Source organism: Stenotrophomonas sp. NY11291, assembly GCF_023277365.1.
In the GTDB taxonomy this organism is placed as follows: Bacteria; Pseudomonadota; Gammaproteobacteria; order Xanthomonadales; family Xanthomonadaceae; genus Stenotrophomonas; species Stenotrophomonas geniculata.
Window position 1 is genome coordinate 2,587,644 of record NZ_CP096975.1, and the last position, 20,374, is coordinate 2,608,017.

Here is a 20,374-nt window from a genome sequence, read left to right on the forward strand (position 1 = left end):
TTTTCCAAGTACATCCATTCCCCCGCAAACCAAGGAGTTTTCCGCATGTCGTTCCAGGACAAGGTGGCCATTGTCACCGGCGGCGGCCGCGATATCGGCCGCGCCGTTTCGATCAAACTGGCTGCCGCCGGTGCACGCGTCTGCATCAACTACGCCAATGATGAAGCCAGTGCCCAGGAAACGCTGGCGCAGATCCAGGCGGCCGGTGGCCAGGCCATCGTGCATCGCGCCGACGTCACCGATGCCGCTGCCGTCGCCGGCCTGGTCGCTGCGGCACAGGCCGCGTTCGGTGAGCGCATCGACCTGCTGGTGAACGTGGCCGGTGGCATGGTGCAGCGTCGCCCGCTGGCCGAGATCGACCCGGCGTTCTTCCACACGGTGATGGACCTCAACATCACCTCCACCTATCTCACCACGCACGCGGTGGTGCCGCACATGCGCGAAGGCGCGGCCATCGTCAATTTCGCCTCGCAGGCCGGTCGTGATGGCGGCGGCCCGGGCGCATCGATCTACGCCACCGCCAAGGCGGCGGTGATGACCTTCACCCGCGCCATGGCCAAGGAGCTGGGGCCGAAGGGTATCCGGGTGAACGCACTGTGCTGCGGCATGATCGCCACCCGCTTCCACGACGAATTCACCAAGCCGGAAGTGCGCACGGCCGTTGCCGGCGCCACCCCGCTGCGCCGCCAGGGTGCGCCGGACGAAGCCGCTGACGCTGCTGTATTCCTGGCCTCGGATGCGGCGGCGTTCATCACCGGTGCGAATCTGGACGTCAACGGCGGCACCTACTTCTCCTGACTGGAATCCTGCTCATGCAGCGCTGGACGCTCCTGCTTTCATTGACGATCTGTTCCGCCGCGGCCGCGCCTGCCGCTTTGGCTGCACCGGTCTGGGTCACCGCCTGGACCGCCTCGCCGGCACCTGACCGCAAGGATGGCACCGCCGAGGCACCCGTACAGTTCGCCGCACAGACCGTGCGCCAGGACATGCGTATCGGCAGCCGTGGCGATGCGCTGCGCCTGCGCATAAGCAACGAGCTCGGCACGGCACCCTTGCGGGTCGAGGACCTGCGCGTGGGAGTAAAGAACGGCAAGGCCGCACCGCTGCCGGTAACGGTGGATGGCCGCGCGGTCATCGAGGTGCCGGTGGGTGCAGCGCTGCTGAGCGATCCGGTGCGGATGCCGGTGGCGGCGCTGCAGGAAATCAGCGTGAGTGCCTATTTCCCGCAGCCCACCCGTCCCGCCGTGCGCCGCACCGAGCTGCGGGTAGCGGACGGCAGGCAGGCAACCGTTGCCGACAGCGTGCGGCTGAGCTACCAGCAGAACGTGTTCTCGGCGGTGATGGTGCAGCGCGCAGATCGTCCCCAGGTGATCGTGGCGCTGGGCGACTCCATCACGGAAGGTGCCACAGCCCGTCGCGGCACCTTCAACCAGTGGCCGGAGCGGTTGGCGCAGCGCCTGCAGCAGGCCTGCCCGAACCGGTTCGTGGTGCTCAACCAGGGCATCAGCGGCAACAAGCTGCTTGACCATGGCCGCAGCCACAGCGCACTGTCACGATTGGATCGCGATGTGATCGCGGCGGCCGATGCCGATCAGGTGATCCTGTTCGAAGGCATCAATGACATCCGCCACGGTGGTGGCGCGCAGCCGCTGCCTGGCCGCAACGCGGCGGACATGCTGATGGGCTATCAGCAGGTTGCGGCGCGGCTGCATGCGCATGGCATCCGCGCCTGGCTGGGTACGTTGACCCCATTCGGCGGCTCCGAGCGCTATGAGCCCGTGTCCGCAGCCACCCGCACCACGATCAACCAGTGGGCACGCGGTGGGCAGACCGGGTTCGATGGCATCATCGATTTCGATGCCGCCCTGCGTGATCCGAAAGCGGCGGAATCGTTGCCCAACGAGATCACCCGCGACCATCTGCATCCCAACGACGAAGGCTACCGGCGCATGGCCGATGCCATCGATCTGCGCATGCTGGGCTGCGCCACCGCCGACTGAGAGGGAACCGATGAGCCGCGTCGTTTGTTTCGGTGAGTTGCTGCTGCGCCTGGGTGCGCCGGGTCGTGAACTGCTGCTGCAGACGCCGCAGCTGCAGGTCCATGTAGGAGGCGCCGAGGCCAATGTTGCGGTCTCGCTGGCCTGCCTGGGCCACGATGTGCAGATGGTCAGCACGGTACCCGGCAACGCGCTGGGCCGGCATGCCGTGGCCGAGCTGCGGCGGCATGGCGTAGGCGTGGCCGGCGTGCGCGAAGTGGATCGCGACCGCATGGGCCTGTACTTCCTGGCGCCCGGTGCGGTGCACCGCGCCAGTGAAGTGGTGTATGACCGGGCGGGGTCTGCATTCGCAAACAGCAGCGCCGAGGATCATGCGTGGCCCGCTCTACTGTCCGGCGCGCAGCTGCTGCATGTCTCCGGCATCAGCCCGGCGCTGGGCGACAACGTGGCCGGGTCCGTGCTGGGGGCCGTGCGTGCGGCGCGCGCGGCGCGCGTCCAGGTGTCCTTCGACGGCAATTACCGTCCCTCACTGTGGCGACGTTGGGGCGGCGACGCCGGGGCGATCCTGCGCGAAGTCTTCGCCGAGGCCGACATTGTCTTTGCCGATCATCGGGACATCGAACTGGTGCTGGGGCTGCACTTTCCGCTGGACGATGCCGTCGCCCGAACCGAAGCCGCTGCGGCCGCCGCCTTTGCCGCATTCCCGCATCTGCAGTGGTTGGCGTGCACCCAGCGCGATGTGGTGAGCGCAGACCATCACATCCTGGGCGCGCTGCTGCTCGGCCGCGACGGCTCGCGGGCGCAGGCACCACCGCGCCCGCTCCCCGGTATCGTTGATCGCATCGGGGGCGGCGATGCCTTTGCCGCCGGCATCCTGCACGGAATGCTGTCCGGGCTCGACGCAGAAAGCACAGTGCGCTTCGGACTGGCTGCGGGCGCGTTGAAGCACGCCATTCCCGGTGACTTCAGCCCGGTAGCTGAGGCGCAGGTGCTGGCCCTGCTGGGCGATGGAGGTGCGGATGTCCAGCGCTGAATGCCGAACGCGCGTGGTCACCCCGCCGGGGTGGCGACGAAGCGACGGTTGGGACGCAGATAGATGCTGCCGGAACGGGCATCCAGCAGGATATTGAACTGCTGCAGGACTTCGCTGCCAAGCGTCCCGTCGTCCGTGGAGCCATCGTCATCGACGGTGATCGAGGCTTTCGGCCCCTTCAGTTGCAGGGTCGAGATGCTGGCCACGGGCACGCGCACGTCCACCGCGCGGATCTTCCGGCCCGCGCTGCCGCTGAACTGTGATGTTCCAAGTCGTTCCGGAAACGCTTCCTGCAGGCGGTGGGCGCTGCCGAAGGCGTAGGACAGGTCGATGTTGCCGTTGCTGCCGGTGTCCAGGGTAAGCCAGGGTGCGAAAGTGCTGCTGCCGTTGCCGAGCGTGACCTGGATGGCTGGGATATTGTCGATCCAGCGCACGTTGGCCCGGATATACCCGGCAAGGTCGGGAACATCGTCGTGCACGCGCAGCAGGCTGCGGTCGTAGTCGATCTCCAGCACCTTGCCCTGGAAGAAGGTCCAGCCCAGTACTGCATCGAAGGGGCGCCCCGTGTAGTCGATCACCACGGCCCCCATCGGTCGCTGCACGCCGCCGATCTGCACGGCGTTGTGCGTGCTGTAGTCGAGAAGCGTGACGCCATCGGAACCGGTGTTCTCACTCTGGTCGTCAATGACCAGCTTCGCGTCCTGCTGGATGCGCCTGGCAACGGCGATGGCCGACGCGCCTGTATCGACGAGAAAGCGCAGTGGTCGCGAGCCGTTGATCGTACCCTCCACGTAGATCCGGTGATCCTTGCCCAGCTCGAACGGAACTTCGGTGACCGCAGCACCTGCTGCGAAAGGCACCAGCATGATCAACATCGCGCATTGAAGCGCAGTACGAGGCAGTTCGCACATCCGAGGGCTCCTTCGGTCAGTAGAGCTGCAGCAGCGGTTGCCGGGCTCATTGCGGGTTGGATGCAGCTGCCGGTGAAAAGGTTTAATGCGCCGGAACTGCTTCACCGGTACGCCACCAGGACGGGATCATCGTCCGGAGATCCACGCCTCAAGTGCTGCGGTGTCCCGCATGTCGCCGGTATAGCGATGATCGGGCACGTGTGGTTCGTTCGAACCACGCACCCGCCCCCGGAACACCTTCATCGGCACCGAAATCCTGGCCAGCCCGCTTGGCAGCCGCTCTGGCCGCACGTCCATGTAGAGACTGTCGGCCGATGTTTCGACGCCCACCTGCACCGCGCCCAACCGCTTCCACAGGTCCAGCGCATCCAGGCAGGCCGAACCACAGGCGGCATCAGCCACGATCACCACCCTGCCCTTGCGCAGCGGTGCGGCCGGGCCTGAGGTTGGTGCTGTATCTGCGCTGGCCTCGGATGGCTCGCGCCACAATGCCTCACCCCGGCCGCGTGCCTGTGCCATGCCCGCCGTCACCGACTCCAGCATACGACGCAGCTCTGGCGACGCGTCGGGCGCCTGCACCAGCTTCTGCAGGAAGCTGCGCAACTGGGCGATGTTGGCCTCGGAGGTCCGCCACTCCACCCAGCTGGGGTCGGGCAGCACGTCCACGGCGGCCCGGCCCCAGATCAATCGCGACAGTTCGATGCTCCATTGCGAAGCTCCGCCGCTGTTGCCGCGCAGGTCCAGCACCACCGACGGTGCCTGCTGCAGTGCTTCGGCTTTCGGAGCAAGCTGCTCAAGCAGGGCGGTCAGTTCCTTGAAGTTCTGCTCCGTGGGGTCGGCATTGAAGCTGCTGGTGGTGATCCAGTAGCCGCCATCGGGCATGATGTGCCAGCCGTTGGCCGGGCGGAAGCTGCGCCGGGTATCGGCCAGACGCTCCTTGCGCTGTGCCGCCTGCAGTGGCTGCCACTGCAGTGTGTAGGATTTCTCGTGTCCATCCACCTGGAAAACGCAGGTGCGCAGCGTGGGCACGAACGGATTGCCCTGATCCAGCAGCACTTCGCCACCGCCGTGGATGCGGCTGGCCTGCAGGTTCCAGCGCCCGCTGAAGTCCCCGATCCGGCGCGCAGCCAGCGTCTGTGCATCGATGCCATCACAGGACAGCAATCGCGCCCCAAGTGGCGGATGGCCATGGCCACCATCCACGGTCATGACCAACTGCGCATCGCCGTCGAAACCGGTCAGGAACCCGGGCCATTGCGTTGGAACATCGGGAGCGTCGGCAAGCGCGTTGAGGCTGACATGCCCATCGTTGAAGAACGCCGCATAGCCTTTCATCGCCCACCAGTAGCCCTGGTAGTTGGTGACCCGACCTGCACGCGAACGTGCAAGCGCCTGGGCCTCGTCGAGCTGCGCGCCGAACCCGGGATTCCGCAGATCCACTGCGCCCGGATGACTGCCACGCAGGGCGGCGTCGGCAGCGTCCAGATCCTTCAACAGCGTGTCCGGCCAATCGATCGGCGCACCTTTCGCGGTGGGTGCCGCGAGCACCGCACCGAGCAGCAGCCATGCAATGACCATGGATTCATCCGTTTGCCGGGACAAACACGAGTCTCGCAGTTTTCCGGCCCGGTGTACCGCGCCCGCCGCAACGGGCGCGGCCGCACATCAATGCAGCGGCACTTTCAGCACCGACGGCGCATTGGCTGGCGAGGTGAAGGTCACCGCCCCACCCAGCTGGCTGATGCCCGCATAGCGCAGGTCCACGGTATCGACCACCAAGGTCAGGCGGCTGCCGGCTGGAAGGTTCCAGCTGCTCGCTTCCAGCCGCAGGTCGAGCGTTTTCGCCTGGCCCGGCGTGGCACCGCGCAAGGTGTACGGCTTGTGGCTGATCAACTGACCATTGCCCAGCACATCCTCGGCGTACAGGTAGGCGTACAGCGTGGTGTTGGCACGGCTGGGCGTGACCGTCAGGCGCACTTCCGGCGCACCGTCCAGGCGTTTGGCGCTCCACTGGATCGGCCCCTGCCAGACACCGGCGGCACTGCGGCCAACAAACGGTACGTAGGCACCCGGCGGCAGGTTGATCATCTGCAGCGCGCCGGAGGCCATCGCCACGCCGGAATTGGCCGCAGTCAGCAAACCGCTGCCGATGCGGTAGTTCCAGCCGGTGCCGCCACCGTGCTCGGCCAGGCCGCCGGTCGGCAGCAGCAAACCAGAGGGTGCGGTCAGGCCGTAGCTGACCGCACCCTTGCTGGTCGCCTGCCAGTCCGGGTAACTGCTCCAGCTGCCCTTCTGTGACTTCAGCTGCACCGCCGGCTGGCGGTCGATGCCGTTGGCCACTGCCTTCAGATAGTGATCGAACCAGTCACCCACCTGGTCATAGACTTCGTTGGGAATGCCCAGTGCACCGAGCGCTTCGTTGAGCGCGTGGTCACCGTGGCGCAGCTGCAGCTGCTTCGGGCCTTTCAGCCGGTTGAAGAAATCAACCAGCTGGCCCGGCGGGAACAGGCTGTCGTTGAAGGCGTTGGCCAGGAACACCGCCGGCTGGTTGGCGTTGATCTCGTCGATGCTGGCCGCGGGACTGCGCTGCGCCGCCACCGGCAACAGCGAATCCACCGCGCCCTGGTAGTTGCCCGCCAGAACATTGCGGTTGATCGTGGCCAGCTCCGCGCCAGGGCGTCCGGTCACCAGGCCGGCCGCAACCAGCAGTGCGATGCCCTGCGCGCTCGGGGTGTCGTTGCTGTACAGCGAGGCCTGCAGATCGGCCCAGCCACTGAGCGCGGCCACGGCCTTGATGCGCGGATCGCGTGCCGCCGCCAGCAGGCTCGTGCCCGCACCGTAGGAGATGCCCGAAACGCCGATCCGGTCCGGGTCAGCGCGGGTGTTGTCCAGCGCCCAGTCGATCAGCGCGCTGACATCCTCCACCGTGGAGGGCCCGGCGATGTCGATGCTGCCGCCGGATTCCCAGAAGCCACGCGAGCTGTAGCTGATCACCACATAGCCGCGCTGTGCCAGCGACTGCGCCACCCCCACGTACTCCACGCTGGGCACCGCCCAGCTGCTGGGCATCACCAGCAGCGGATAGCGCCCGCCGCCCGCATCCTGCGGTTCGATGACGAAGGCCCCGAGAGGCGTTCCATCCCAGCCGGCAATGGTGCGATGGGTGGTCTTGACCGTCGCGGCCCAGGCAGTGGGCGCCAGGCCGGTCAGCAGGATCAACAGCAGCAATACCTTGCGCATCGTCGTCTCTCCCCGTCGGTGGTGGTGCAACGGGTTGGACCGTACCAGTGCGAATGGTGCGTGGCACCTTGCGACGCAGCATGACGTTTGCTGCACGTTCGCAGCGCTTGTTGGCTGAACAGGGGGCGCTGCACGCCCCCTGCCCTGCATTGCCTTACAGGTCTACGCCGAAGCCCATGCCGGCAGACCTCTCGCCATTGCTGAAGGCACCACCCAGCGAGAAGGAAGCACGCTCGCCGATCCGTTTACCGTATCCGATCGACAGCGCCTGCTCGCCGCCCTGGAAGCCGGCACCCACCGCAATGCGACCGCGCGGGCTCTGTGAGCCGGCGGCGTTGATGGCCATGTTCAACATCGCCGAGCTCATCGCGCCCATGCGATCGATCCGCTGGTCCTGATGACGCAGGCGGCGTTCCATCTCCTGCTTCAGCCCGTTGTTGTCCAGCGCGAACTGCGCCAGGCGCTGGTCGGTGTAGGCATTGGCCGTCGTCACCGCCTGCGCGGACTTCGTATCGGTATAGGAGTTGGCCGAGGAGAGCGTGGTTGCGCTACTGGCATCGGTATAGGCCTTTGAGGTCGTCACTGCCGCGGCGCTGCTGGCATCGGTATAGGCCTTTGAGGTCGTCACTGCCGCGGCGCTGCTGGCATCGGTATAGGCCTTTGAGGTCGTCACTGCCGCGGCGCTGCTCGCGTCGGTGTAGGCGTTGACGGAGTTGATGGTCGCCGTGGCCCGCGCATCGGCATAGCTGTTGGCCGAAGTCAGCGTATTGGCGTTGGCGGTATTCATCTGATTGAGGTTCACCGCATCGGTGCCCTGCGTGGCGGCGGCCACGTTGGTCAACTGGCGTTCGTTGCCGGCGCTGCCTACCGATACCGAGTTGGCACGGTCGGCGACGGAGCCATTGCCCAGTGCAACGCTGTCGTTTGCAGAAGCGATGGCACCATTGCCCACGGCACTGCTGTTGTTGCCACTGGCTTCGGACAAGCTGCCGAGCGCGGTGCTGTTTTCGCCCGTGGCGTTGCTGCCAGCGCCTGACGCGGTGGAGAACGAGCCCGTTGCGGAGCTGCCCGAGCCACTGGCACTGCTGAAGTCACCACTGGCGGTGGCGCTGTCGCCGATCGCCGCACTGTTGGCGCCGGAGGCGGAAGCACCCACGCCCACGGCTGCGCTCTGGTCGCCGGAGGCGCTGCTGGCTGCGCCGATCGCCGTACTGCCGGTGCCGCTGGCACTGGCGCCGGTTCCGACGGCCGCCGATAGATCACCGCTGGCATCGGCACCACTGCCGCACGCCAGCGAGGCGGCACCACCGGCGCTGGCGCCACCGTTGGACACGCCGCCGAAGCCATCGTCCAGCTGGCAGGTATCACCGGCCCACGCCGGTGCGGTTGCCATGGCCAGTGCCACGGCAAGGATGTGCTTGTGCATCGTCTTCACGGTACCCCCGAGGTCCATCAGGAAGGGTTCCCGGCAAGCGCCGGAAACGGTGGGAAACCGGCCGCCCCTGCACAGGGGCGGCCGGGATGCTGCAGGCGCCTTACGGCGTTACGGTCAAGGCGACACGGACAGCAGTCTTCGGCGTGCTCGGGTCATTGCTGCCGACACAGACGAAGCCCGAATAGCTGCCCGGCGCGAGGCCGCTGGCATTGATCTGCACCTGCGTGCTCTGGCTGCCGCCTGCGGAGATGCGGCCCAGGGCACGGGTCGGTGTGCCGATCCAGCCGGCGCCGCACGCATTGCTTCCGCCCAGCCCATAGGCCAACCCAGGCGCGCCGGCGGTGGCGGACCAGGCACCGCTGCCATCGGGATTGATGATCGCGCTGCGGTACACGCTGTCGCCGCTGGTGGCGTTGAACCAGAACCAGCTGGTAGCCAGCGGCGCGCGCACCGAGACCACCAGCCAGTAGCGGCCTGCCGGCAGGTTCACGTTCTGGCCTGCAGCGGCCAGGTCAAGGTTGATGGTGGCCAGCGTGGCCGACGTTCTTATGCCCGGACCGCTGACGGTGGAGGTGTAGCTCCACAGCGCCAGCTGCGGGCTCGATTCCGGATTGCCCTCCGGATTGCCGCCAACATCCCGGTAGATCGACCAGTTGATGTTGGTCGAAGTTGCCAGCGAGCCACCGTTGACGAAGCCGTCAGCGACGATGCGGGTAATGCCGGTGGCCTCGCCCAGAGTGAAGTCATCGGCACCAAGCTGTGCACGTGCACCCACTGTCGCCGCATCGGTGAAGCGCGTCGAGCGACGGCCATTGGCGTTGTTTGGCGCCTGCGCTACCAGCGTGCGGGTGCCCACTCCGGAATTGTCGATCTGCCATTCCAGCGGTGAGCCGCCGGTATTGGCGATCTGCAGGTTCACCGTTCCACTGCCACCGGCCGGCAGGGTCAGCGAGTTCGTCGGCGGCGTGGCGGCGATCTGCGGCGGCGGCACCGACACGGCGATCGGCAGGCGCAGCAGCGGCTGGCTGGTATCACCGCCCTGCGGTGAGAGGGTGAGCCTGGCAAAGCGCCAGCTGCCATCGTTCGGTACCGAACCGGTGGTGACGATGACCCGCACCGACTTGCTTTCACCCGGCGCCAGGGTAAACACCGATGGCGAGACAACCGCGGTCAGGCCCTGCACCTTCGCCGTCCACGTCTGCCGGGTCGGCAGCACATTGCGGAACACGCGGGTGAAGCTGCAGCTGTCCGCGCAGCTGCGCTTGCCGAGGCTGGCGATGTTGAGCGACGACACTTCACCCCCATTGGCTGGATTGGCGGCCAGGAAGTTGGTCTTGGTCTCGTTGAGCACCAGCCCTGCGCGCAGTGCCTGGTCCACCTGGATGCGTCCAGCGCCCATCGCGAATGCGTCGGCCGGTGTGACGCCATCTTCCTTCAGCACCTCCTGCCGCGCGGTCATCATCAACGCCGAGCGTGTCTCCTGCACGGTCCAGTCAGGACGCGCCTGGCGCAGGAGCGCGGCGGCACCGGCGTGATGTGGTGATGCCATCGAGGTGCCGTCCATCAGGCCGACGGCGTTCTCCGAGCCGGTCACCTCATTGCCTGCGATCACGGCCAGCACACGCACACCCGGGGCGGTCACGTCCGGCTTGACCAGATCAAAGATCCCGGCCGGGCCGCGCGAACTGAAGTCGCCCAGCACATCCGGCGTATTGCTGATCTTGCTGGCCGGATAGGCAATGCCGGCGGTTGCGTTGTTGCCAACGCTCGACGCAAAGGTCCGCAGTGCATTGGCGTCCGACTGGTCGATGGCGAAGGCGGGAATGGTCGCCCCGGCCACGTTGGGCAGGATGGGGGCCGGCTGGTTGTTGCCGATCAGCACGGCGATCGCACCCGCTGCAGCGGCGTTGTTGACCTTGTCGCTGAAGTTGCACGAGCCACGGCGGATCACCGCAACGGCGCCCTGGAAGGTATTGGCCGGGAACGGCGCGCACCCATCGTTGGCACTGTCGATGCCTGCACTGACACGCAGCGGCGTGGTTGCAGGAATCGGCGTTGCGAACGGCACGCCGCCCGAGCCTTCGGTCAGCAGGATGGCAGTGAGCGCCGGCGGCACGCTGCCGGGGCCGCTGACCGCAGCGAACAGCACGATGTCGCCGCGGCCATGCGTGGCCGCCGCAGTGCTGCCGGTCCAGGGTTCCAGATGGCCCATCGTGTTCGGACCTGGGCCGGAGTTGCCGGCCGAAGTGGCCACATAGATGCCGGCATCGGATGCGTTGAGGAACGCCAGCGAGACCGCCTCTCCCCACGGCGCGGTGCCACCGGCAATGGAGTAATTGATGACGTCGACCACGCCATCGGCGAGGGCCTGGTTGACCGCTGCCAGCGTCGAGGTGTTCGGGCAGAAGCCGCGCCCGGTAGAGACCTCGGTGTAGCAGGCGTCGTAGGCGATGATGTTGGCGCGCGGCGCAACACCGGAAATGTGGATCTGGTTGCCACGGTAGGACGCAGTGTGCGGGTTGCCGGCGGCGGTGGAAGCGGTATGGCTGCCGTGACCGTTGGTGTCACCAAATCCAGGCTCCTCGCGTACGTCCGCAACGCCACACTGGTTGCCCGGCGCACCGCAGACGAAGTCGTAGCCGCCGATCAGCTTGCTGTTGCAGCGACCTTCGTCGATGCCGCCCGGCGCGCAGGTACCGAGGTAGTTGCCTGCGCCCAGCGGATTGACGTGCTCGTAACCATCTTCGGCGCGGGCGGTGAAGGCCGGGCTGCCGAAGTTGATGCCCGAGTCGATGACGCCGACCACCACACCTTCGCCACGGAACGGCGCAGGTGTGCCGTTCCACAGCGCAGGTGCGCCGATCAACCCCGGTCCGACGTCGGTGTCCTGCTCATACTCCCTGTACTCTTCAACCAGCTGCACATCGGGAAGTGCGCGCACGCGCTCCGCTTCCTGCGGGTTCATCTGCAGCACCGATGCGTTGATCGCATGCTGCATGCGCCGTTCGACCTTTACGCTGCGACCCAATGCTGCATTGATGCGGGCCTCGTGCTGTACCTGGCGGTCAGCGAGGAAGCGCACATAGTCCTGCGAGCGTGCCCCCTTTACAGCGATGCGCGGTGTCGGCGCATTGCCGGTGGCTGCCGCTGCACGCGCGGCGCTGGCGGATGGGCGCATGCGTTCCGGTGCCGCGAGGCCCTGGATGTCGCCCTTGTAGGTGGCCAGCGGCTCCTCGCGGTAGACCACGATATAGCGGTTGGAGAGCTCGGCGAAGCCGCTACCCGGACCGCGTGCCGCAGGCCCGGACGGATTGCCGGCGCGCGCGTCCACCGAGGGATTGCCGGTCTTTGACTGGGCACCGGTACTGCGTATGCCCACGGCAGCGGCGGCCAGTGCGGCACCCGCCACCAGGGTCAGTGCAACCCATTTGCTTCGTTTGATCCATGCATTGCGCATCGAATACCCCCTTTTCATTGAAAGCCCGAGATGCACGCCGGCGTCAACGCCGGCGCTGTGATGTCTGGTGCTTCAATTGCGGGTGCGGCGCGTAGTCCCCGACGCCTTGCACCCCGCTGCGCCCCGGCAGCAGAATCGACACTACCTCAAAATTTGACGCGGCGCACAGTTTTTCGTGACAGCGGCAAGACAGAGATCAGTACGCGAAAGTATGGATGCGCGCCTGCATGGCGTAGCCATGGCCCCGGCCGCCGAAGCGGCAACGCGTTCGTTGCCCGTCGTTGAAGGGCAACGGTGTCCAGTGCTATGACTGCCTGCGCCCATCAACGCACGGATGCCATGGATATTTTCCGCACTGCACTGATTGCCGGTGTTGCCTGTGCAGCAGGACCGGCATGGTCCGCTGAATCACCGATCGCAGACGCCGACGCGCGCGGAATCTTCATCGAAGCACAGCACCTGTGCCAGGTCGATGGCGGCCAGCTGTGGGGGCAATCCCTGTGCGGGCCGATGATGCTGGTCGATCCGAAGAGCCGCCAGGTCACCGCCTCGCATGCGGATGTACACGGCGCGTTGAAGGGGAGTGGCGAGGTGTTCGTGGGCCAGCTTCCGCCCGATGCGATCGTTGCCAACACCGCCGTGGAATGGTCCGGCATACGCTGGACGCAACTGCTCTGGCCATTGCCGCAGGACGTGTCCAGGCGCAGTACGCTGCTGGCTCACGAAATGTTCCATCGGTTGCAACCGGCGTTGCCCATCACCGCGCCGACCGAAGGCGGCAACGAGCACCTCGACACACTTGAAGGACGCTACTGGCTGCAGCTGGAATGGCGCGCGCTTGCAGATGCGCTCACGGCCACCGATGCAATGGCGCAGCACACTGCGGTGAACGACGCACTCGCCTTCCGCGCCGAGCGCCACCGCCAGTTCCCTGCGGCAGCGCAGGAAGAAGCGGCGCTGGAATTGAACGAGGGCCTGGCCGAGTACACCGGCGTGTTCGTCGGCAACCCAACGCGCTCCACACGTATCCAGGCGGCGCTGCATGACCTTCGCGCGCACGTTGCCGATCGCAGTTTCGTCCGCTCTTTCGCCTATGCCACCGGTCCGGCCTATGGCCTGCTGTTGGACCAGGCGGCCCCCGGCTGGCGCAACCATCTCGCCCACCCCGCCCGGGACCTCGGCACGCATCTGGCCGAAGTGACCCGGACCCCGATGCAGCGGGGTGCGACCGAGCTGCGGGCCGCTGCTGCGCGCTACGGCGGACGGGCACTGCGCGAAGCCGAAATGCTGCGCGAACGGCAGCGCATTGCGCAGCTGGAACACAACCGTGCGCGCTTCGTGACAGGCCCGGTCGTGCGGCTGGATCTGCGCAGCATGCGCATCCAGTTCAATCCCAACACGATGCAGTCGTTGCCGGGCCGTGGCACGGTATATCCAACGATGCGGCTGACCGACACCTGGGGCAGCCTGGACGTCACCGACGGAGCGTTGATGCAGAGCGACTGGAAGGCCGTGTTCGTGCAGGCACCCGCAACTGCCCACCCGCCGCTACAGGGTCCAGGGTGGTCGCTGAGTCTGAAACCAGGATGGTTACTGGTGCCGGGAACACGCAACGGCGATTACGTGTTGAAGGCGACCCCCTGACAACACCCGCAGGCATCGCGATGCTCTAGCACGCGAGCGTTTCAGCCACGTCCTGCTCCATTTGACACATCTCCAGTGCTTGCGCGCTGTCACAGCTTCGTCTTTTCATCGTTGACCGAAAGACGACAGCTTGTGACGCTTACGACACCGCACGGCCTCCACGGCCCTGTCATCGCGGTCACGTCTCACCGCAATCCGTAGCACCCGTCTCCGCAACGTCCCCCATGACCTCGCCTCGGCCCGGTCGTGGCGGACGGCTGCGCCCTGAACTTCTGCTGGAGAACCGCAATGCGCCTTGCAAGCCTCTTCTTCGCGTTCGTCCTCAGTGCCTTCGCTGGCGCTGCCCAGGCCCAGGTCGTCACCCTCAACAAGGGCGGCTTCGTGCTCACCTACGACTGCAGCATCCACAGCGCCACCCGCTACGAGTACACGCTCACCGCCGACACCGGCTCGGCCGCGCGCCCGTCCAGCTTCTACAAGGATCCGGACCTGCCGGCAGGCTGCCTCGGCCAGACCAGCACCGCCTCCTACGCCAGCATCAAGTCCGGCTACGACCGTGGCCATCTCGTCACGTCCAATCACATGGACTACAACGCGACCTACATCCGCCGCGCCAACTACATGACCAACATCGTTCCGCAGGTGTCCAGCTTCAACCAGGGCATCTGGGTGAAGGCAGAGAACGTGGCCGAGTGCTACCGCGACATCGCGCCGGTGGATGTCTACGGTGGCGTGGTCTACGGCGACGCCTCCAACGACTACTTCCTTTCCAGCCACGGCATCCCGACACCGGAGTTCTTCTGGAAGACCATCATCACCCGTGACCCGAACACCGGCACGGCCAAGGCGATCAGCTGGATCATTCCCAACGAAGCCAATCTCGGCAGCCTCGACAGCTACCTGGTGACCATCGCCGATCTGGAGGAGCTGCTGGGTGCGAGCTACGTCGCGATCAACGCACCGGCCTCGCTGAAAAACATGCTGCCGGCCAGCACCTGGCCGCAGCCGGCGGGGTGTGACCTGGGCTGACCGGCCTGCCGGGAATGGGTGGCACCCTGCCCGGGTGCCACGCAAGGATGGCTGTGGGAAAATGACGGGCAATTGCACCACCGCATTGCCCCCTGGAGCTGTAGATGTCCCGTTTTCCCTTCGATGCCGTGCTGTTCGACTGCGACGGCGTATTGGTTGATTCCGAGCCGCTGGTGGCCCGCGTCCTCTCCGAGATGCTGACCGAACGTGGCTGGCCATTGACTCCGGCACAGGCGGGTAAAGTCTTCCTTGGCCAATCCGTTGCCCACTTGGCCGGACTGATCGAAGAACGCACCGGCAAGCCGTTCACCGAGGCGTGGCTTGAAGAGTTCCGCCAGCAGCGCAACCGGGCACTGGAACGTGACCTGGAAGCGATCCAGGGGGCACCCGAGGCCGTGCGTGCGATCGCTGCGGCCACCGGTGGGCGGATCGCCTGCGCCTCCGGCGCCGATCTGCTAAAGGTGAAACTGCAGCTGGGCAAGGTCGGCATCCTCGATGCCTTCGGCGACCACGTCTACAGCGGCCAGGACATGCCGAACACCAAGCCGCACCCGGACGTCTACCTGGCGGCCGCTGCCGCGCTGGGTGTGGATCCGAAGCGCTGCGCGGTCATTGAAGACACCGTGACCGGTGCGACCGCCGGTGTGGCCGCAGGTGCCACCGTGTTCGGCTTCAGCGAGGGCGGCCCGCACCACAGCACGCCCGAGGCTCTGCGCGCGGCCGGTGCCCAGGTGATCTTCCAGCGCATGGAAGATCTTCCCGCACTGCTGGCGGCCTACACTGCCGACGCTGCCGCCTGACCCGGCGTCAACCCGCAGCGCCCTGCCCGGCGCTGCGGCACCTGCCGCTGTAGTGCAGCGCAAACAGGTACAACCCGGTGAACAGCTGCAGGAACAACGGCGGCAGCGGCGAATAGGTGATCCACGCCGCAGGCTCGCCCTGCCCCAGCCCGCGCACCACGAAGTTGGCGATCACCGCCAGGGTGAACACGATCGAGGTCCAACGATGCACGGGCCGTGCCCAGCCACCGCGGCTCATTGCCGGCGCCTCGCTTCGGAACGGGCTTCGATCATCTTCCAGCCATTGCCCGATGGATCGCGGAATCCGGCGTCGACGGCGCCAAAGCGCTCGATCGGCTCCTGGGTGAATTCCACGCCCTGTGCCAACCACTGCGTGTAACGCGCCTGGCAGTCATCCACAGCCAGCACCAGGGGCGGCATTGCGCCTTTGGCCACCAGCTGCTGCAGCGAAAGCGCGGTGGCCGCATCGTGGGTGGGCGGACCCGGCACGAACAGGCCCAGCTGGAAACCGTCCTGGCCTGAGCTGCGTACCGTCAGCCAGCGGTAGCTGCCATTGCGCACGTCGGTATGCACTTCGAAACCGAGCTTGCCGACGTAGAACGCCAGCGCCTCATCCTGGTCGCGCACATACAGGCCGACCGTGTTCACCATATCTGACATGCAGCACCTCCTCTCAAGTGCGCCTACGTTACGCCCCGACGAGGCGGTTCTGCTTCTCCAAAACTGCGCCAATGGCTGGGACGGCGAACGTGAAGGAATCAAAAGTACATGGCCTCCCCAAAAGCGGATGAATACGCAGTTCCGCGACGGCGGATAATCCGCCCCGGCATTAAGTCAATCTAATGTGATGCCAATCACGCACGCGCCTGAGGGCGCATGCGATAACCGCGCGGACCGGGATTCATCGGTACCATCACGCCGACAGGGAGCGCATCATGCAGGACGTAACGCAACGCCAATGCAAAGTTGTGTCCGACAGCCGCTGGTCGCTCAGTACCTTCATGGAATTCTATGAGCGGATATTGAGCCCTCGCATTTTCCAGCCTTACGGGATGCTGCTGGCCGGGGAAATCGCCAGCGACATCGATGCAGGGTTCGCGGTCAAGGACGTGCTGGAAGTGGCATGCGGCACCGGGGTGATCACCGCCAGCCTGTATGAGGATCTTGCGCGGCCACGGGGCTTGCGGCTGGTGGCCAGCGATCTCTCGCAGATTGCGGTGGACATGGCCCGACGTGTCCTGAACCCCGAGATCCAGCAGAACGTTCCGTTGTTGGCCGACGTGGACATGGCAGAGCTTCCATTCGATGACAACAGCTTCGATGTGATTGTCTGCGGCTTCGGCCTGATGTTCCCGCCCGACAAGGCGCGCGTGGCCAGGGAGTTCCGGCGCGTGCTGCGGCCGGGGGGGCGTGTCTACGCGACGATGTTCCACTACAACCAGCTCTTCGAACTCACCCGCCAGCAATCGCAGCTGCATTTCGGCATGCCTTCCCGGTTGATGGACGCGGCGCTGAGCCTGACCGACCCGTCGCCGATCACCCGCGCCTTCGCGATCGAAGGGCTGTCCCGGGCCAACGACGTGCCTGCTGGGCTGCATCCCCTGTCGTTCTCGCTCGACGCAGCCGGTGCGCGCGAGTTCCTGTTCAATGCCTGCATCCTGCTCGAAGAGTTCAACCAGTGCGACACCCGCACCCGTGAGCACTACCTGGACCTGATGCTGGCGCAGTTCGGCAAGGACGTGCCTGACCAATGCTACCGGGTGGAGGCATGGTTGCTGCGCGGCCAGGCCGATCCCGCCAATGCGGGCACGACGGTGGACATCGCGTCGCCCGACTTCTCGCCGCTGGTGCGCTGCCAGCAGCTGACCCATCGCGCGTCCAGCGCGGGCGTCGAGTGCGCAATCTCCGTGCAGGAGGCACAGGGGCTCGCTGCATTCACCGCTGCCAAGGCGGAGTTCCTGGCTGAGTATCCCGGCTTCCCCGACGCATCGGTAGAGAAGATGCGCAACGAGGAGTACGCACGGCTGGACGAGCAGCACGTTACGTATCTGGATCATGTAGGCGGAACCCTGCCACCCGAAAGCCTGCTCGAACAGGACCTGCAGGCGTTGAAGCACGCAATCCTGGGAAATCCGCATAGCGGATCGAAGGCCTCGCAGGCGGCATACCAGGAGGCGCGGGATGCCATCTACGCCTTCTTTGACTGCTCTCCGGACGAGTACGAAGTGATATTCACTGCGAACGCCAGCAGCGCGATCCGGCTTGTGGCGGAATCGTTTCCGTTCCAACCGTGCACGCAGCTGCTGTTGACCAAGGACAATCACACGTCGGTGCATGGACTGCGCGAATACGCCAGGGCCAAGGGCGCCTCGGTGAAGTACATCCCTCTGGACGACGATCTGCTGCTGCACGACGACCTGATGCGGCGTGCGCTGCAGCGGCTGGGCGACGGCGCCCCACACCTGCTGGCCTTTCCCGCCCAGTCCAACGCGACCGGCGCGCGGCATGACCTCGCCTGGATCGCCCGCGCGCAGGCGCACGGTGCGATGGTGCTGTGCGATGCAGCCGCACTGGTCCCGCAGGCGCGGCTGGATTGCGGCACCCTTCAACCGGATTTTGTGGTGGCCTCGTTCTACAAGATCTTCGGCTACCCCACCGGCGCAGGCTGCCTGCTTGCCCGCCGCTCGTCGCTGCAACTGCTCAGGCCACCGTCCTTTGCCGGTGGCGGAGTCTGCTACTACTCAGGCCCCTGGTCGCCCACCGAGCGGCTGCTGTATCGCGATGCCGGGCAACGTTTTGAGGTGGGAACACCCAACTACGCCGCGTTCCCGGCGATCGCCCGGGGCTTTGCCTTCGTGGCACGGATGGGCGGCGCCGAAGCCCTCGCGCTGCACTCCACTGCACTGGCCCGGTGGATCGAGGTGCGTCTTGCCGCGCTTCGCCATACCGTGCGCGGCGACACACCACTGTGCCGCGTGTACGGCCCGCCGGCACAGCGGAAAGGAGCGACGGTGATGCTCAACTTTTTCGACTGCTATGGCTCGATCGTGCCGCATGCCCGCGTCAAGCACCTCGCCGACCGCTTCGGCATCACCCTGCGCAACGGATGCTTCTGCAACCTCGGAGCTGTCCAGCAGGCAACCTATGCAACTGCGGGTGCCGAGCACTGCGAACTGGACAAGACCGGGAAGATCCTCGACTGCACCGCCTTCGATGAGAAGATCCTGGACAAGGGAGATTGTGGCGCGGTCAGGATTTCATTTGGGCTCGGTTCGAATTTTGCCGACGCCTACCGCTTCCTGATGTTTGCGACCTGCCTCCTGGACACCGACGTTTCTGGTCTTGAAGGTGTGCTCGCCGCGAGTGACCCTGAAGCCGATGCCGGCAGTCCTCGTACCGCTCCTGCCGTGCCGGCCTGACGCTCCACGGCGAGTGCCACCGCCGGCGCGCGACGGCGACGTTGTTCCAGCACGGATGTGTCCAGGCGGGGGCGCTGCGCGGCGCGTGCGTGGCATTCCGGCACACTGGCCGACGCCGCCTGGGCTGCACGCTCACGCTCGCGCACATTACCCGGGCTGTCACCGGTGATGTCACGGAAGATGCGGCCAAAGGTGCCCAGGCTGCGCCACCCGGTCTGCGCGGCGATTTCGGTCACCGCCAGATCGGTATCACGCAGCAGCGCCACCGCTCGTTCGATGCGGCGGCTGAGCAGATAACGGTGCGGCGGCAGCCCGAAGGCCTGCTTGAACGAGCGGGCGAAGTGCGCCGGCGACACCGCACTGACCTCAGCCAGGCGCGCGACGGGCCATTCCTCATGGCTGGCCCGATCCATCCGGTCCTTGGCGCGCAGCAGTCGCCGCAGCAGTTCGGGGCTCTGGCTCATGGCATTACCGCCCGGGCCAGGTAATGGCGGGCTGCATGCCGCGCCTCGGCGGCCTGCTGGACCAGCCAGTCACGGAATGCAATGACCTTGGCACTGCCACCTCGCGCCGTGGGTGCCACGAACCAGAAGCTGCGACCGTCGCTGGCCACCCCCGGATGCGCCTGCACCAAACGCCCGCTGTCCAGCTCGGCCTGGAACAGGATCGGCGAACCAATGGCGATGCCCTGCCCTGCGATCGCGGCGCCGACATCCAGATGCTCGACGGCAAAGGGCGCGACGAAACTCTCCGGTGCCGGCGGTGGAAGGTCCCCGTGCGCGGCAAACCACAGGGCCCACCAGTCCGGCCGCCCGAGCAGGGGAATTTCCAGCGCGCTGCTGCCCAGCCCACGGGTCGCTGGCAGCAGCGCCGGCGCACACAACGGTGTGAACACGCTGGGAAACAAAGGAGTTGCCTGAAGACCTGGCCATTCGCCCTGGCCATTGCGGATGGCCGCATCGAAGTGACCGGCGGCCAGATCCTGCGGCGCTGCCGACAGGTCCAGCTCCAGCACGAACTGCCGGTGGCGGGCGCGGAACGTGCCCAGCCGCGGCGTCAGCCAACTGGTGCCCAGCGTGGGCAGTACAGACAGGCGCAGTCGCGCCGCATCCATGTCTGCGGCGCGCATGAAGCTGGCGCGCAGTGCATCGAATGCCCGGGTGGCCTCCTGCGCGACGCTGGCCCCCGTCGCCGTCAGTTCTACGTGCTGTGCATGGCGCAGGAACAGGCAGGTACCGGTCTGGGCTTCCAGCCGCCGCACGTGGTAGCTCACCGATGCCGCGCTGGTGTCGAGCTCTTCGGCGGCACGCGCGAAGCTGCCCAGCCGCGCCGCCGCCTCGAAGGCACGGATGGCGGCAAGCGACGGAAGCTGGCGTTGGGTCACCATAAGTGTGGCTTAGCCTGAGCCC

15 protein-coding genes and 1 pseudogene are annotated in these 20,374 nt (G+C 66.3%); 7 read left to right on the forward strand and 9 right to left on the reverse strand.

Annotation, left to right across the window (positions count from 1 at the left end):
* Nucleotides 1-45 precede the first annotated feature (45 nt).
* Genes M1L61_RS12120 through M1L61_RS12130 form a run of 3 tightly spaced genes read left to right on the forward strand, consistent with a single transcriptional unit; the run spans nt 46 to nt 3,030 of the window.
* Complete coding sequence (locus M1L61_RS12120; protein WP_049409649.1) at nt 46-798, forward strand: glucose 1-dehydrogenase; 753 nt, start codon at nt 46-48, stop codon at nt 796-798.
* 14 nt (nt 799-812) lie between these two features.
* On the forward strand, nt 813-2,000 hold the full coding sequence (locus M1L61_RS12125) for a GDSL-type esterase/lipase family protein (protein ID WP_248853514.1): 1,188 nt from the start codon (nt 813-815) through the stop codon (nt 1,998-2,000).
* 10 nt (nt 2,001-2,010) lie between these two features.
* Nucleotides 2,011-3,030, forward strand: a complete 1,020-nt coding sequence (locus tag M1L61_RS12130; protein WP_248853515.1) for a sugar kinase — start codon at nt 2,011-2,013, stop codon at nt 3,028-3,030.
* A gap of 17 nt (nt 3,031-3,047) precedes the next feature.
* Here M1L61_RS12130 and M1L61_RS12135 read toward each other — a convergent pair whose 3' ends face one another.
* The 5 genes from M1L61_RS12135 to M1L61_RS12155 all read right to left on the reverse strand — a co-directional run bounded on the left by M1L61_RS12135 (nt 3,048) and on the right by M1L61_RS12155 (nt 12,073).
* A complete protein-coding gene (locus M1L61_RS12135) occupies nt 3,048-4,046 on the reverse strand; it encodes a retropepsin-like aspartic protease (RefSeq protein ID WP_248853516.1) in 999 nt (332 codons plus the stop codon).
* A gap of 21 nt (nt 4,047-4,067) precedes the next feature.
* Nucleotides 4,068-5,519: a S41 family peptidase gene (locus tag M1L61_RS12140; protein WP_248853517.1), complete on the reverse strand. Its 1,452-nt coding sequence runs from the start codon at nt 5,517-5,519 to the stop codon at nt 4,068-4,070.
* Between the two features lie 87 nt (nt 5,520-5,606).
* A complete protein-coding gene (locus M1L61_RS12145; protein ID WP_019336523.1) occupies nt 5,607-7,181 on the reverse strand; it encodes an alpha/beta fold hydrolase in 1,575 nt (524 codons plus the stop codon).
* A 154-nt stretch (nt 7,182-7,335) separates the two neighbouring features.
* Nucleotides 7,336-8,607: a YadA-like family protein gene (locus M1L61_RS12150; protein WP_248853518.1), complete on the reverse strand. Its 1,272-nt coding sequence runs from the start codon at nt 8,605-8,607 to the stop codon at nt 7,336-7,338.
* Between the two features lie 109 nt (nt 8,608-8,716).
* Nucleotides 8,717-12,073, reverse strand: coding sequence for a S8 family serine peptidase (locus tag M1L61_RS12155; RefSeq protein ID WP_248853519.1), 3,357 nt, complete (start codon nt 12,071-12,073; stop codon nt 8,717-8,719).
* 339 nt (nt 12,074-12,412) lie between these two features.
* Between M1L61_RS12155 and M1L61_RS12160 the strand changes: the two genes are divergently transcribed.
* The 3 genes from M1L61_RS12160 (at nt 12,413) to M1L61_RS12170 (ending at nt 15,546) form a co-directional block, all read left to right on the forward strand.
* Complete coding sequence (locus M1L61_RS12160; RefSeq protein WP_248853520.1) at nt 12,413-13,717, forward strand: hypothetical protein; 1,305 nt, start codon at nt 12,413-12,415, stop codon at nt 13,715-13,717.
* A 288-nt stretch (nt 13,718-14,005) separates the two neighbouring features.
* Nucleotides 14,006-14,746 carry a DNA/RNA non-specific endonuclease gene (locus tag M1L61_RS12165; RefSeq protein ID WP_019337401.1) on the forward strand — a complete coding sequence of 247 codons (741 nt, stop codon included), beginning with the start codon at nt 14,006-14,008 and terminating at the stop codon, nt 14,744-14,746.
* A gap of 104 nt (nt 14,747-14,850) precedes the next feature.
* Nucleotides 14,851-15,546, forward strand: coding sequence for an HAD family phosphatase (locus M1L61_RS12170; RefSeq protein WP_010485561.1), 696 nt, complete (start codon nt 14,851-14,853; stop codon nt 15,544-15,546).
* A gap of 7 nt (nt 15,547-15,553) precedes the next feature.
* Here the strand turns inward: M1L61_RS12170 and M1L61_RS12175 are convergent, their stop codons facing one another.
* Together M1L61_RS12175 and M1L61_RS12180 are read right to left on the reverse strand one after the other, a co-directional pair.
* Nucleotides 15,554-15,784 (reverse strand): hypothetical protein, encoded by a 231-nt coding sequence (locus M1L61_RS12175; RefSeq protein WP_019337402.1) that lies wholly within the window; start codon nt 15,782-15,784, stop codon nt 15,554-15,556.
* Nucleotides 15,781-16,206 carry a VOC family protein gene (locus M1L61_RS12180; RefSeq protein WP_019337403.1) on the reverse strand — a complete coding sequence of 142 codons (426 nt, stop codon included), beginning with the start codon at nt 16,204-16,206 and terminating at the stop codon, nt 15,781-15,783. Before M1L61_RS12180 ends, M1L61_RS12175 begins: the two co-directional genes overlap by 4 nt.
* Before the next feature lie 275 nt (nt 16,207-16,481).
* Between M1L61_RS12180 and M1L61_RS12185 the strand changes: the two genes are divergently transcribed.
* The gene (locus M1L61_RS12185) at nt 16,482-18,965 is read left to right on the forward strand and encodes an aminotransferase class V-fold PLP-dependent enzyme (RefSeq protein WP_235651772.1); all 2,484 of its coding nucleotides are present in this window, start codon (nt 16,482-16,484) and stop codon (nt 18,963-18,965) included.
* A 32-nt stretch (nt 18,966-18,997) separates the two neighbouring features.
* Here M1L61_RS12185 and M1L61_RS23180 read toward each other — a convergent pair.
* A pseudogene (locus M1L61_RS23180) lies at nt 18,998-19,429 on the reverse strand (helix-turn-helix transcriptional regulator); the annotation flags it as partial.
* Nucleotides 19,426-20,352 carry a LysR substrate-binding domain-containing protein gene (locus tag M1L61_RS12195; protein WP_248853521.1) on the reverse strand — a complete coding sequence of 309 codons (927 nt, stop codon included), beginning with the start codon at nt 20,350-20,352 and terminating at the stop codon, nt 19,426-19,428. The pseudogene M1L61_RS23180 and the gene M1L61_RS12195, both read right to left, overlap by 4 nt.
* Nucleotides 20,353-20,374: the final 22 nt, after the last annotated feature.